Source organism: Paenibacillus amylolyticus, assembly GCF_001570725.1.
Lineage (GTDB): Bacteria > Bacillota > Bacilli > Paenibacillales > Paenibacillaceae > Paenibacillus > Paenibacillus amylolyticus_A.
Genome location: NZ_BCNV01000001.1, coordinates 1034964 through 1050803, shown reverse-complemented (window position 1 = coordinate 1050803; position 15840 = coordinate 1034964). Strand labels below are relative to the sequence as shown.

At 47.1% G+C, this 15840-nt stretch carries 9 protein-coding genes; 1 reads left to right on the top strand and 8 read right to left on the bottom strand.

Going from position 1 to position 15840, the window contains the following annotated elements; translation table 11 throughout:
- Window positions 1-90: 90 nt before the first annotated feature.
- The 3 genes from PAHA3_RS04885 to yicI all read right to left on the bottom strand — a co-directional run bounded on the left by PAHA3_RS04885 (window position 91) and on the right by yicI (window position 6453).
- Entirely contained in the window at window positions 91-3030 is a 2940-nt protein-coding gene (locus PAHA3_RS04885; RefSeq protein WP_062833719.1) for a glycoside hydrolase family 3 C-terminal domain-containing protein, read from the bottom strand.
- A gap of 19 nt (window positions 3031-3049) precedes the next feature.
- Complete coding sequence (locus PAHA3_RS04880) at window positions 3050-4060, bottom strand: phosphotransferase family protein (RefSeq protein WP_062833718.1); 1011 nt, start codon at window positions 4058-4060, stop codon at window positions 3050-3052.
- Window positions 4061-4134: 74 nt separating this feature from the next.
- The gene (gene yicI / locus PAHA3_RS04875; protein ID WP_062833717.1) at window positions 4135-6453 is read right to left on the bottom strand and encodes an alpha-xylosidase; all 2319 of its coding nucleotides are present in this window, start codon (window positions 6451-6453) and stop codon (window positions 4135-4137) included.
- 172 nt (window positions 6454-6625) lie between these two features.
- Here yicI and PAHA3_RS04870 point away from each other — a divergent pair, with 172 nt between their 5' ends.
- Window positions 6626-7546, top strand: coding sequence for an AraC family transcriptional regulator (locus PAHA3_RS04870; protein ID WP_062833716.1), 921 nt, complete (start codon window positions 6626-6628; stop codon window positions 7544-7546).
- Window positions 7547-7719: 173 nt separating this feature from the next.
- On the opposite strand, the gene PAHA3_RS04865 is transcribed toward PAHA3_RS04870, so the two are convergent.
- The 5 genes from PAHA3_RS04865 to PAHA3_RS04845 form a co-directional block, all read right to left on the bottom strand.
- Entirely contained in the window at window positions 7720-8640 is a 921-nt protein-coding gene (locus PAHA3_RS04865; protein WP_062833715.1) for a hypothetical protein, read from the bottom strand.
- Between the two features lie 394 nt (window positions 8641-9034).
- On the bottom strand, window positions 9035-10894 hold the full coding sequence (gene ade, locus PAHA3_RS04860) for an adenine deaminase (protein ID WP_062833714.1): 1860 nt from the start codon (window positions 10892-10894) through the stop codon (window positions 9035-9037).
- A gap of 313 nt (window positions 10895-11207) precedes the next feature.
- A complete protein-coding gene (gene helD / locus PAHA3_RS04855; protein ID WP_062833713.1) occupies window positions 11208-13583 on the bottom strand; it encodes an RNA polymerase recycling motor HelD in 2376 nt (791 codons plus the stop codon).
- Between the two features lie 256 nt (window positions 13584-13839).
- Window positions 13840-14301 carry a hypothetical protein gene (locus PAHA3_RS04850; RefSeq protein ID WP_062833712.1) on the bottom strand — a complete coding sequence of 154 codons (462 nt, stop codon included), beginning with the start codon at window positions 14299-14301 and terminating at the stop codon, window positions 13840-13842.
- Window positions 14302-14617: 316 nt separating this feature from the next.
- Entirely contained in the window at window positions 14618-15685 is a 1068-nt protein-coding gene (locus PAHA3_RS04845) for an FUSC family protein (protein WP_062833711.1), read from the bottom strand.
- Window positions 15686-15840: the final 155 nt, after the last annotated feature.

The window sequence follows — 15840 nt, the reverse complement described above, 5'->3', positions numbered from 1 at the left end:
AGGACATGCTGGATGTTACCGCTTGTTCACACAAAAAAGCTGCCCTGCACGTATTCGTGCAAGACAGCTCCTTTGGTTCAATATTTACAACTACAACAACCTAAAGTGCCGTAACGCTGCTCCACCTTTGAAAATAATATACAGCTCATTCACATCATGTGGCGCCTCAAGCGAACACTGAATTGTTGTCCACTTGATATCTTTCCCATTCACACTGCCTCCAGGTCCGGGAACTTCACACACACCAAGCAGATCGCCCTCCGGTCCTCCAGAACGAATCTCCAGTATCCCCACTTCTCCAAAGGCTGCAACTCTGGCTTCAAATCCGTGCAGTTCCTGAACAGCATTATGGTTGAAAGAGATCCAAGATGACTGACCATCTCGATATAAGGGTTCTTCCCGAGTGATTGCCCGAACTGCGGAACGTCCTTCCAGACATTCATCCAACAGAACACCTGCACAAGCATCATAATTCTCGGCAAAGGTAAGCAAGTGCAGCGGACGATCAGGAATCGTCTCACCTTCAATCTCAATGTCAGCCGACTGGCCTATATCTGCGGAAGAACGCCCTGCAAGGATGGCCCACGTCGCTGTCTCCAGGCAGTATCGATCTCGGGTAACATCCCATAGCGCCAGCTTCTGAACAGGAACCTCGAAACTTATCGTAACACGCGTTCCTGCTTTGACATGAACACGACGGAAAGCAAGCAATTGCTTCTGAGCGCGTTTCACACGTGAGGTATGTGCAGATCCATAGATTTGAACGACTTCATCACTGTCACGTTCACCCTTATTGTATACCTCCACTTCAATCTTCAATTGATCAGTGGTGGCTTCCGCCGTAGTATCACGACTTACACGAATCGCCTCGTATTCGAATTCCGAATAGGTCAGACCATGACCAAATGCATATTGTACCGGTCCCTCATGATACATATAGGTCATTTCATTCTGTATGATGTCATAGTCCATCATGTCAGGGAGCTGGGATTCATCTTCATACCATGTCATGTTCAATCTGCCTGCCGGGGCATAATGACCTAACAGCACATCCGCAAGCGCATTCCCCAATTCCTGACCTGCATGTGTCATATAGACGATTGCCCGGGCAATATCTTTCAACTCCTGCAAGGCAAATGGATAACTGCCCATTATGACAACCACCGTATTAGGATTGGCCTCACACACGGCTTTGACAAGTGCGACCTGATCTGGGGGAAGCAACAGACTTGGGCGGTCAATTTCTTCTTTGCCGTTGATATATGGACTATTGCCGACAACAACGACAGATGCCTGGCTATGGCGTGCTGCATTTACGGCCTGTTCTATTCCGCATGTCACCATATCGATCTCGAAGGTCGCAGATTTTGTTGTGTTGCTTGGTAATTGACTTGTACATCCAGAGTCACTGTTTTCATGCAGAGTTGTACCGGTCGCTTGTTCTGTCTGCGGTGGTATTGGTGATAAAACAGAACGTCCCTGATATTCGCTCAGTCCAACGGGAATGCTATTCCATGTCAGCAAGATGTTGCTCCCGTCCGTTTGGGGATCGAATTGTACAACTTCCTTCACGAACCAGCCACCGATTTCTGGTGCGTTCGCCTGATAGATGCCTTGCTCGGTTAAACTTACATATCGATTATTGTTCACACTTCTCAGCGTATGACTTCCCCAGCCCCAATCCTGATGTACGAACTGGGCTGCAGGTGCACTACTCTCTGGTATAGCAGCGAGTGTGCCTTCGGCACCGAGGGTTATAACCTGTCCGTCTGATGTCTTCAGACCAATACGGTCATTCCCATCGGCATAGGTCACGTCTGCTTCAGGTAGCCGATTGCGCAATCCATCGAGGATGGATACACGATAAGGCAGTGTGCCACTGTACCAATCGGTATAGACAACATCCGCAAGTGGTCCAATGACACTGATCTTCTGCAATGCTTCTGGTTGCAAAGGAAGCAAGCCATCATTTTTTAGCAAAACAATTGATTCGGCAGCAGCACGATAACTGAGTTTGGCATGTTCTGGTGCACATAATACCGACTCAGGTATGGAGGCATAAGGATTACGTCCCGACTGATCCAGTTGTCCAAGTCGCATCCGGACACCGAAGATGTTGCGGATCGCTCGGTCCAGATCAGCTACCTCCAACAGATCCCGACCCAGAGCTTCCTCCAGAGCAGATACGACAAGATCAACTTCATCTGTGAGACAGTCCACCCCTGCCTTCAACGCACCTGCTGCTGACTCGGCATGGCTGGTATGGTAACCGTGATAATCGACCGTCTGAGACAGGTCCCCACCATCACATACAATAAAACCAGGCATCGACCACTCACCCTTAACCACATCATTCACATATGGGCTTTCAATGGCAGGTGTACCGTTAATGGAATTGTAAGCTGTCATCATGGACAAGGCTCCGCCTTCCACGAATGGTGTCTCAAATGCTTTTAAATAATATTCACGCAGATTGCGCGGATCAATGCTGGATGAACAATTTAGCCGATCTTTCTCATTATTATTGGCAAAAAAGTGTTTCAATGTAGCGACCATTTTCAGATAAAAAGGATCGTTTCCCTGCATGCCTTTGACGAGTGCTGCCGACATCTCTCCAGTGAGGACCGGATCTTCCCCGTATCCCTCCTCCGTTCTGCCCCAGCGTGGATCACGTTCCAGGTCAACTGTAGGTGCCCATAATGTTAACCCGTGAACCTCAGGATCACGGTGATGGTATGCCCTCGCTTCATCGCCAATAACGGAACCAATCTCCCGCATGAGCCGCGTATTCCAGGTACTTGATAGACCGAGAGGTTGCGGAAACACCGTTGCCTCCCCTTTCCACGCCACCCCGTGGGCAGCTTCGCCCCCAACATTGTAGGCTGGAATGCCAAGTCTTGGTACAGCTGCTTCGCGCGTAGGAATTAGTCGAATTTTCTCCTCCGTTGTCAATCGTGCAATCAGATCATCCAACCGTTCCTCAAGTGAAAGTGATGCGTCCCACATCGGGTATTGATGATACTCCTTCATCCTTCATTCCTCCTACAAATTAGTTGTGTTCAAGTTGCTTCCATTGATCCAGTAAATCCAGTGTACGCTGGCGATACTTCTGACCATCTTCGGGTTGAATGACCTGATGTTCATGAACGTAGGCATTAAAATACGAAGACAGTATTCGGTACGCAAGCCTGCGTGCCTGTCCATCAGCTGATGGATCGAGTGCACGATTATATCCTTCATGAAAAGCCACCGATTCTGTTGACAATATGGCTTCAAACTCCCTGTCGGCAAACATGGAACGATCTCCGTCGATGATGGCCGCAATATTTAGCTCACCGTTTTCCACATGAACAAGTACGTTAGCTTCCCACAGGTCCTTATGAACGAGTACCGGACGGGTCACCTGATCGAATAAGTCTTTATTTTTAGTGAAGATAGCTGTGATTTCTTCCCCCACACCTGGCATATACTCGGCTTGTTTCGCTTTAAGTGCCGTTTCTTCTGCAAAAGAGTGCAACACCTCGGACCATTGATCCGAGCCTTTAATTGAACCATCCCCCTGCGGCCAGCCAAACGATGCACCCTCGATCTGATGCATGGTGGCCGTATAGACGCCAAGCTGATGGTACAATCGCTCTTTGTCTGTCTCCGAAATCGATGAATGATCCAGCTGCTTACTAGGGATAAACGCCATAAACATGTAGGTTCTCGGAATAATTGATCCACTGTCATCACAGGTGATAATGTTTGGAGCAGGGATGCCTGCCTTGCGGTAATATTCATACACGATCGGTTCAGCCGCCATCATCGTGCGTTCGAACGAAAAAAGCGGATCACTCGCAGAACCGGCCGCCATCTCTGCCCGCTCTGGAGCCAAACGTAAAATTACATCCGTATATGATGCGTTTTCAAGTTGAATCCGATAGGTTGTATTAAAAAGTCCACCTTGCAGAAGTGCAAACTCTTTCACTTTGGTAGCGTTTCCAAAATTTTTCTCCACCAAGTGGTGCAGCACCTCTGCTGATATCGTGCAGTGCAAACCGGAATTTGTTGTGCTCATTTCATTCAATCTCCTATCATCGTAGACAAACAGACGGCACCTTGCGGCACCGTCCTTTCTTCTACTATATCATTTTACAGTTGAATTGTAAGCGAGGTTGCGCCTGTTGCTGCCGTAACGACAACACCATTTGCACCAGACACTTGGGAACCACCTTCAACACTGGAGACACTCTCAATGCCGCGAAGCACGATGTTCCATGGTTTGCCTGCGCCTTCAGCACGAACTTCCAGCACTGATCCATTACGTGTAACGTTTACAGTCAGCTCCTGTTCAGCAGCTTGGTTCACAACGACAGCTTGAGCCGTTTGACCGTCAGCCAGTTCGAACAAGTGCAGGGACACATCATTGGCAAAGTCATAATCCGGTTTGCTATCTACAGCACCGACAGCGATCAGACTGTTTGGCTTAACCATCATTGGCAGTGTTTTGAAGTCATGGTTTTCACTGATCCAGCGTCCACCTTGTACTTTCGCTCCTGTCAGATAGTTCGTCCAAGTTCCTTCAGGCAGGTAGTAACGCACATCGCCTTCCTTGTTGAAGATTGGAGCCACCAGAATCGAATCACCGAACATGTATTGCGTATCCAGGCTGTATGTTGTTGGGTCCTCTGGGAAGTCCAGAAGCATAGCGCGCATCATCGGAATACCTTTTACGGTCGACTCCACCGCAGAATTGTACAGGTACGGCATCAGGCTGATTTTGAGTTTCGTAAAGTCACGGACAACGTCCACGGATTCCTCGTCAAACAGCCAAGGCACACGATACGATGTACTTCCGTGCAGGCGGCTGTGAGAAGATAACAGTCCGAATTGTACCCAGCGTTTGTAGACGTCAGGGCTCGCTGTGCTTTCAAATCCGCTGATATCATGACTCCAGAATCCGAAACCGGAAAGTCCGAGCGAGAGGCCGCCTCGAAGTGATTCAGCCATGGATTCATACGTTGAAGAGCAGTCGCCGCCCCAGTGAACCGGGAACTGTTGACCACCTGCTGTTGCAGAACGTGCAAACAGGGCAGCTTCGTTTTTGCCAATTTTCTCTTCGAGCAATTCAAATACAGCTTTGTTATAGAGCTGTGTATAATAGTTGTGCATTTTAACCGGATCAGAGCCATCGAAGTACACGACATCTGTCGGAATTCTTTCGCCGAAGTCTGTCTTGAAAGAATCTACACCTTGATCAAGCAGGACTTCCAGCTTACTCTTATACCAATTCACAGCATCCGGATTCGTGAAGTCAACCAGAGCCATACCTGCTTGCCACATATCCCATTGCCATACGCTGCCATCCGCTGTTTTCACCAGATAACCGTTCTCCATACCTTCATCGAACAAGTAGGATTTTTCTGCAATATATGGATTGATCCAAGCACAGATTTTAAGACCCTTTTCTTTCAGACGTGCAAGCATGCCTTCCGGATCAGGGAACATCGCTTCATCCCATACGAAATCAGACCATTGGTATTCCTTCATCCAGAAGCAGTCAAAATGGAATACAGACAGCGGAAGATCACGTTCAGCCATGCCATCTACGAAATGGTTAACCGTTGCTTCATCATAATCCGTTGTGAATGATGTTGTCAGCCAGAGACCAAATGTCCATGCTGGTGGAAGCGCTGGTTTACCTGTCAATTTCGTATAATTATCAAGCACATCCTTAGGATTGTCACCGCCGATAATGAAGTATTCCAACGTCTCGCCTTCTACGCTGAACTGCACTTTAGATACATTCTCGGATGCAATCTCATACGATACGCGTTCAGGATGATTTACAAAAACGCCATATCCTTTATTGGACAAGTAGAACGGAATGTTCTTATAGGACTGCTCACTGCTTGTACCGCCGTCCTCATTCCAGGTATCGACGATTTGGCCATTCTTAACAAACGGCGTGAAGCGCTCACCAAGTCCATAAACGTATTCACCAATACCAAGATCCAGCTGTTCACGGAAGTACGCTTCCTTGCTCGGTCCTGTAATATAACCAGCTGCTCTTTGACCGCTACCTGTAATGCGTTTTCCTTCATACAGGAAGCTGACGTCCCAACCGTTTGTTTTGTCGATTTGAACTTCCAGGTTGCCGCTTTTCAAAACAGCACCTTGTTCATTTTTCGAGATGTCAACGTTTGCATCTTGCGTGTTAAGCTCAAATACAGGCCCTTTTTTCACTCCGCCTTTATGATGATTCAAAGTTACACGAATAACGTTAGGCATAGGTGAGCTGTATGTTGCTTTCAGCAATGTACCGTTCAACGTGTCGCCTTTGGTGCGAATATATTTAGTTGCCGCATATACGGTCAAAGAATTATCTTTTTGCACAATATCACGAATGTCAGTCGGGTTTTGAATTTGGTACCCTTCACGAGTCATCCAGAATCCATCAGTAAATTTCATGTTTTCTTTCCCCCTTCGGTTATACTATAATAATATTGATATTAATAATGAATTTCTTCTCTTATTTTGACCAAATATATCACGATTTTGATATTAACCATCCGATTCTTGAACATCAGCACCAAACTTCGGAAACGATTACATTAATAATGCAGTAAAAGGAGGCGTTGATATGGAACGTGAACGATTACGGGAAGACCGAATTCACGGCAATGCCATGTATCCAGTCAGTGTGTACCCGGATATCCAGCAACTTAATGGAGATAGCATTCTCGATTGCCACTGGCATGATGAGATGGAGTTCACTATGGTTACCAAGGGCTGTGCCGTCTTTCAGATTGATATGAACACCGTTGAGGTTCAAGCTGGAGAAGCGATTTTCATCAATCGAGGTGAGATTCATGCGGGCTATCTGAAGGGCGATGTTCCCTGTGTATTCTCTTCTATTGTGTTTAATCCCGAGCTGCTCGGCAGCCGCACTTTCGATACGGTACAGGAGAAATTCATCGGTCCACTGGTGCGCAAAACCGTGATTCCCCCTTTTCATATCAAGGCAGATGAGGATTGGGGACAAGAAATTCTCGATCACCTGAAACGCATATTTGCGGACCATGCTGCTGGAACAGAAACGTGTGAAATGTCAACGAAAGCATACCTGTACCTTGTATTTGCCCGAATGTTCGAACATATGAGACCTGCTCCGCTCAAAGGTACTGTGGCTACAGGGAGTCATGACAAGGTAGAGCGGCTAAAATCCGTGCTCGGCTATATCCACAAGCGTTATCCCGAACCATTGAAGCTGAAAGAACTGGCCGATGAGGCCAATATGAGTGAAGGACACTTCTGCCGTTTCTTCAAACAGATGGTGCAGAAAACCCCTGTAGATTATATTAACTATTACCGCGTTCAACAGGCCTGCGTTCAGCTTGAGAATACGGATCACAAAATTGTCGATATCGCGATGGATGTGGGTTTTGAGCATCTAAGCTACTTCATCACTACATTTAAAAAACATAAAGCCACAACACCTTCACAGTATCGCAAAATGTTCTATGAGAACGTAGCCATGGAATCTGCCCTGGTTCAGGTATAGAAGAAGAAGGTGCTCACAGCTTATCAGCTGCAAGCACCTTCTTTATCTTCTGATCTTCTTTCCTGCGAACGAGTGAGCTAATGCTCTGATCTGAGCCACATAGGCTCAGTTAGAAATCATCTCATTGGCTGCTATCGGCATTAAGCTTTGAAGCTTACAAGTTTCTCAGTTTCTCACTTTTTCAACGTCTTCCACGAAGTGTATTCATGCACGGAGAAGCCGTTAAAAGATGCATGGGCTGAAGCCATTTTTTCGACCAATTTCAATTGTGCTTCCATATAAGCAGATCCCTCTTCATAAAAAGTAATGAAGTCGCCTTCCTTACTTTGCTTCGTTTCCACGGCTATGGAAATCGTCTTGCCCAGCAGAGCCGCTTCCGCAAGCTCATCCTTCGCTACACTATAGATCGCAGCAGCTGTATCGCGGTATGCCATGATAGTGATGGAGTCAAATTTGCGGATCATCCAGCTGCTAACTGCCATCGTTGAACCCGGAATTTTGTAGTTATCCAGCCAGAAAGGCAGATCAGCGGCTACCGGCATCTTCATCCGTGATGCTCTTCCAACAATATACTCCACATTGCCTTGCCACTGCGTAATTACACTAGCCTGATTGATTTTCCATTGCGGATGCACATGTGGCTCAATATCCAGATGAATACCTGCAAATTTCTCATTAGGCAGAGCCTCTGCCTGATACGCTTCGATCCAGTCCAGGAAAGAAGCAATCTGTTCCCGACTTTCCGTCAGCCCCCAAGCTGATCTTCCATCCATAACGTCAACCGCAATATTCTTGGCTCTCGCCTGACGGATAAAGCTTTTATAATCCGGAATTTTCACATCCCGGTTCATTTGCAGATAGATCGTATTAATCTTGTTCGTTGCCGCAAAATTCAATACCTCTTGAGGATTACTTCGAATTTGGGTCGTGTCCCACACCCACGTCGCTCTTACCGGCACATCAAGGTTCCCATGAATTGTTTCATAACTATCCACAGAACCAATGGCAACGGCTTTCGAAGTATAGGCTGTGCTCGCACACAGGATCAAACAACTGAGTAATAAGATAAAACGGTAACCCCTTTTGCTTTTCATATTTGTACACTCCCTCTGAAGTTATCAGCTCTGACGTGCAAATCCGGATGAAATTGTGTCGTTTCATATTCATTTTATGGAGACTTATTTCAGTACGACGAATTTGGATTGCTTCTATATGCAATATCATCTCTAAGACTTACGACGAAAGAATCATATAACTATATTTCGGGAATTCGTAGTTCTGTATGTATAGTTCTAAAGTCACAATTATCAGCTATTTTCTAAATTCGCCCTACTTTCTTCATGACTTCAGTCATTATTGCCATATGTGCACCAAGCTCCAGAAGACCTAGAAAGCGTTTTCTCCAGAAACGCACAAAAAAAACCGCCCTAAGGCGGCTTTGCATGTATCTTAAGTTAATGATGCTTTTGCTCTAATAGACATTTCCGTTCATTCATTACCCGATGGAGTTACCGATGTACCGTCCACCACTTCATCAAAAAGGGACACCAGTTCAATGCCTTCTGCAGAGATCCGCACAAGTCCCTTGTCAGACAAACGCAGCTCCGGAATCACAACCAGTGCCAACAAGGAGAGTGTCATGAATGCATTATTCAACGTACAGCCTGCGGATTGTAAAGCTTCACTGACTGCTGCTGATTGGGCTGCAACCACTTCGAAAGACTCGGTTGACATCAAACCTGCAATCCGCAGCGGGAATTCAGTTACACCTGTAGCCGTTACCACGGCTACCCCACCTTGCATGCGAATGACACGGTTACCAGCCTCGGCCATCAAAGCATCATCATTACCGATAATCAAAAGGTTGTGGCTGTCATGAGCAACCGTCATCGCAATCGCCGCTGGCGATGTGAATCCGATGCCTCCAACAAGCGCAACCGCTCGATTCCCGGTTTGCTTGTGACGCTCCAATACCGCGATTTTGCAAACTTCCCCTGAAGTTGAAACCACAACCTTGCCGTTTTGCACCGTGACAGGCAGGTGTTTCTCCTTCGTATCCACATGGTTCTCTGTAACATGAATGATTTTGGCACCAATCGTACCCTCTGTAATCGGTGCAGCCAGCTCCAGATCCTCTGCCTGAATATTAGCTTCCAACTTCACCGTATTCAGTGCTTCTTCAGGATATGTGAAGCTATCCCAGGCCGCTGTCATTTTCCCATTCTCGGCCACAACTTGCCCGGCAGCAATCGTCATCCCCACACGTACATCCGCCAGACGGCCGTCCAGCAGAATAATGTCAGCTATATTGCCGGGAATAACCGCACCGATGTCGCGCGCAACACCAAAGCGCTCAGCCGTGTTAATGGTTGCCATCTGGAAAGCCGTGACTGGCTTCACACCTTGGGAGATTGCCAGACGAACAACAAAGTCCATATGCCCTTCTTTGAGCAACGATTCAGAGCTTCGGTCATCAGTCACCAGCATCATACGGCGTGTGTCCAGTCCAAGCTCGGTACAGGCTTTGATCGTCTCTGCTACATCATGCCATGCCGAACCTTGGCGCATCTTCGCGTACATCCCGAGTCGCAGACGTTCGACCACATCTTCCTTGGTCACACATTCATGATCCCCTGTTACGCCACTCGCTGCGTAAGCTGGCAGACGCCAGTCATCTGCTGCCCAGGTAAAGTGACCGTCTGCCACTTTGCCTGCCCGCAGAGTCGCCTGTATCTCACCGATCATCGTCTCGTCCCCGTAGACGACCCCTGGGAAGTTCATCACTTCCCCAAGGCCAATCATGTCCGGCCCCCAGGAAAGAGCCTCAGCCACCTCTTCTGGCCCTATATAGGCACCCGTTGTCTCCAGTCCCGGATGAGTGGAAGGCACACAGGAAGCCACCTGCATATACGCAGCCATCGGTGTGGTTCGTGCTTCATCCAGCATCAGTCTCAGTCCTTTGAGACCAAGCACGTTGGAGATCTCATGTGGGTCGAAGAAACCTCCGGTCGTGCCTGAAGGCAATACCGCTCTCGCAAACTCGGTTACTTTCATCTGTGTACTTTCGATATGGCAGTGTCCGTCCAGCAAACCAGGAGCGATATACTTGCCGTTTGCGTCTATAATCCGGGTATGTTCTCCAATGGTGTGACTTACATCTTTGCCGACATAAGCGATTCGAGCTCCCTGTACAGCTATGGACATCTCAGGCAAGATCTCACCCGATATTACGTTCACCAGCGTACCTCCCCGAATGACCAAAGTCGCTGGCAAATCTCCCCGGGCTGTAGCGACCAGATCCGGTACACAATCGGCCATAAGCGGCCGTTCAAAAGATGATTTATTCATATGGTTGCCTCCTTTAATAAACGATCCCAAAAAAAATATATTGTTACGATTATATGAGTCTGGACCTCATGTGTAAAGAAAAATCACATCCATTGTGTCTCAATACAAATTATGAAGTCATATTTATCCACTGAACCCAATCCTTACGAATTCACGTCAAGTTTTTTAATCAATCCGATCAACTATACCTGGCTGGAACCTCATCTCGTATACTTCCTCACGAAGCTAGCTTCTTCCTGATCTATGTATCATATACAGAAAGACTCCCGTTTCTGTGAACGGAAGCCTTCTTCATGCATATGAACGTGTTATGTCAGTCCACTTGCGCAGCAGACACTTTGCCAAGGTCATACCATTCTTCAGACTGGGCGGTAATGAACGGACTCGGTGTGCCCACACAATAGACGTGAAGCAGATGCATCGCTCGCGTACAAGCCGTGTAGAACAACTTGCGTTCATGCTCCTGGGCATACTGCTCTGCAGAGCCGTCATAGATCAGGACAGCATCAAACTCCACACCTTTGGCCAAATACGCCGGGATGACATGAACACCCTGCTCAAAAGCCAGCGTCGTTTTCTTGATTAACTTCGGTGCTGTGGGCAGTGCCTTGCTCAATGCAGCATGTACATCTCTGCTCTCTTCGGCGGTCTTGCAGATAACTGCAACTGATTCGTACCCTTCCTCAATCAAATGCTTCAGGTCTGTCGTGATGACATTCATATGACGCTCCGAATCAGAAGAAACGATCACTTTAGGCTTCTCGCCGCTACGGTTAAATGGAATAATCTCTTCCCCTCCAGGCACCATACCACGGGTAAACTCCACGATCTCCCGGGTAGATCGATAACTTCTGGTCAGCTCAATTACTTCCGTATTGTCTGGTCCGTACAGATTAGTCAAGGGTCCTGTTCCACTAAGCACGGAAGAGTGGGCATAGATTGCCTGATTGAAGTCACCAAGTGCTGTTATTTTCGCCCGTGGGAACAATCTCTTCATAAAGGCTAGCTGAAATGCAGAATAATCCTGTGCCTCATCAATAATAACATGACGAATGTTGGAGTTAATGTGGAATCCAAGCATAAGCTCACGCAGGTACAAGTACGGCGTAATATCTTCATAGGCCAACTCCTGAAGCTTCAATCTGCGTAAAGTCATCTTACAGATTTCATCCCATTGAGCAGGCAGCGCTTCATCACCAAGCAGTCGTACCATCTGAGCCTCATCGTTGAACAGATGTGCATATAATTGTCTTATATCAACGAATCGTAAGGACTTGATCCATTTTCGCAATGGTTTGAGTCGGTCACTGACCACCATACGCGCCAGAATTTCTCTTTCCTGCTCGAAGTCATTAAACGTATGGGTCTTTCCTTTTTGCTTGCGTTTCAAGCGCTGATAGGCACGTTGCAGATCCTCTGGCTCCATCAGATCAAGCTGTTGATCGACCCAAGGCGCATCCAGTTCACCTTTACCAAAGGCAGACAGTTCTTTCAGCATCCAGTCCCGCAACATCTCTAGTCGGCTCACCAGCTTCACAGACGACTCGAAACTGTAGAACTTCTCAGCCATAGCCTCCGAGGTGACAATCGCACGGCCCTGGAAGCGAACCGGCTTGAATTTCATGCCACCTGACAACATGCTTTCCTTATAACGTGTAATCACCTTGAGGAAAGATTCGGATGACTTGAACCGAATGCTGGACATGCGAACATCGTAATCGGGATCTTGCGTGCCCGTAAGTACATATTCGAGCTGAATAAACGGATCTTCCAGTTGATACTCACGACCCAAACGGCGTTCCAGATACTCCTGGAAGGTCGTTTGCAACATGTTTTCCTCCCCGAGCTCAGGCAGTACCGTAGAAACATAACTGTTGAACATTGGGTTCGGCGAAAATAGAACCATCTGATCCGCTTGCAGATGCTCGCGGTATTTATAGAGAAGATAGGCCACACGCTGGAGCGCTGCGGATGTTTTGCCACTGCCGGCTGCGCCCTGCACAATGAGCATGCGTGTCCGGTCATTCCGGATAATCCGGTTCTGCTCCTTCTGAATGGTCGCTACAATACTCTTCATCTGTGCATCCGAAGTTCGACTGAGCACGGCCTGCAACAACTCATCGCCAATCGTAACCCCCGTGTCGAACATAAAGCGGATCCGTCCGTCCCGAATGACAAACTGCCGCTTCATCTCGATATCACCGCTAATCTCCCCACTGGGCGTATGATACGTGATCGGGCCCGGCGCCCCATCATAATACAGGTTGGAGATTGGCGCACGCCAGTCGTAAACCAGAAAGGATTCTTCTTTTTCATCCAGCAACGATGCGATCCCAAGGTAAATGCGTTCTGCATTTGGATATCCATCTTCTTTGAAATCAATCCGGCCAAAATACGGTGAATGATGCAGTCGTTTCATTTTGTCCAACGCTGCCGCTGTATTCAGATGGCTTCGCTCCCGATCGGACAATACCTGTGACTGCTGTCGCATGCTGGTTGAAGTTTCACCAACATCGTCTGCTTCGCTAAAGTTCATTGTGACTTCGTCCCAGAAGTCTTTTCTCATGCCAACCACTTCGTCCCGGAAGGAACCTACTTCATCTTCTAACGTTGTGATCTTGCGCTCAATCTGATCGGTCACCGTGTTGACCCGTTGTTGTTCCTCACTCCACTGCTGCTCTGTACTCATATGTTAATAGCCCCTCTTTCCCCGGATTGTGTCCTCAAAATCCCATTTGACAAGCCCGAAAAGGCAATGGTATAATTATTAGAAAGTAAACATTTTAATTTTATGTTAATTAGTTCTAATTTTCTGAAAACCATTTTTTATTCTACCAGTGACAACGTCCCGATGCAAGCGGAGGCGTTTTTTGTTGTTTTCTTATTCTTCATTATTTCATTATTACCCAATCACCGGGTCCTCAACTGACTTAGCAACTCCATTTCTACTTTCGTAATTCTTCAATCGTCTCTTTCCAGCGGGTAATCGCTCCAAGTTCATCTTTTAATTGAAAAGTAATGCCTGAAGTGATCTCCGCATATGGCGCGTGATCCACACGTACATGAAGCACTTTGGCTTCAAAACGATCTCTCGGATGAATAGCCCCCTTCATCTCCGGCAACCGTTCTACTTCTATACGGATATGCAGCAATCGATGTCCTTGAACCGCAATCAAGGTAGCCTTGCCTGTTTTGCTCATGTTCATACTGGTTTGTGTACCTTGCCACAGAGCCAGTCTAAGTCGATGCGGACTTATCGCAATGACTTCGCCCATACTAATCATTGCCTGATGCGGCCACTGATCCTCAGATATGGTCAGCAGTTGCATGGCTTCATGCTGTTTATGCTCCAGATTTGTGCCACTCAACCATTCTATTAGTTCAGCGTCCAATTCCTCTATAATCATGTGTCTATCCCTCTATTCGTTAAAATTCATTCATGCCATTCAGCCGTATGTATGACAAAACAACCCGGACGCGTTTGTCCGGGCTATGTTGTAGTTCCATTGTATATGATCGCGAAGCCGATGTGCAATTCGCACTTAGAAGTTGTTGAAAAAGTCTAATTTTGATTACGAATCATGCCTAACGGCATCATCAGCATCGAATATGAAATTCAGCCGAAATGTCCGTTGCTCACGTAGTTTTCCTACGCTCCGCTACTCCATTTCTATCTTCATTCCATCTTCTTGGTACTGAAAACCAGACTTTTTGAACTTGAATTTAAGGCCACTTAAGCCAATTCAAAATTTTGTCCTGTGATTCTTTATCTTCACTGGAGCTGTGCACATGTTCGGCAAGTCGATTCAGACGTTCCAACTGATACCCGTAATCATAGATCGCAGCCGCCACGATGGATAATCGTAACATCCCGTCTTTGTCGATATCAAACTCGGTAATCGCCTGCTCCATGAAACGATCATTGTCCAATACAAACTGTGCGGCCTCTTCGCCGTTCGGTTTCAGCTTATCCTCGAACTTGAGCAGTGCATGCTCATGGAATTTGATAACCAGTTCCAGATGGGAGTCAAAAAACAGATCCATGGCTGGTGTCCGTGGTGCCTGGAAATAGTGGCGTTCCACCGAATCCAGCACCTCATATCCTTTTTGCAGACTCAGCAGCATCTGTTTGTAGACCACCATCTGCCGGGTTTCGCTGAATTTCGAACGCTTCATCTTCTTCTGTTCCTCTTCGAACAAGTTATACTTGTCGGACAGAGACTTAATGGAACCGCCCAGGTTGTTTTTCTCCTCCCGGAATACAACTTCCTTAATCTCATCCGAAATCGAGGTTCGCAGAAGCAACGACATACCACTGAAGACACTCTGGATCTGCTTCACGAACTGAACCTTCGGTTTCGGAGGAAATACCGTAATGTTGATGAGAAACGCCGATACAATACCAACCAGTGTCAACAGAAAACGATTGAGTGCAAAGTGCCAGTCACCTGAGGCTTCCATAATGGATACAACCGTGACTAATGTCAGTCCAACCGTCTCGCCCATATTCAATTTAAGACATATCATGATAACAAGTACAATAATTAATCCAACAGCGATTGGCTCATTGGACAACACCATACCTCCCACGAGAGCCACAATAGCTCCGAGTGTGGTCGTTTGCAGCTGATCCAGGAAGTATTTCCAGGAACGATAGATGGAAGGCTGCATGGCGAATATAGCCGCGATTGCGGCAGGCACGGGAGATTGCGGGTTCAAGAACAGGCTGCTAAGGTACAAGGCAAGCGTGACCGCGATCCCCGTCTTAAGTACACGTGCACCAAACGACATGGTGGTGACCCCTCCTCTTTACCGAACCTGAAATTTTACATTTGATAATCATGTTCATTATTACCCCATATTTCTTTTTTTGCCTGAATTCATTCAGGAGAACGATTTATTGTACCATGGAAGACCTTCCGTTGCCATGTCATAAGTCGTAAACC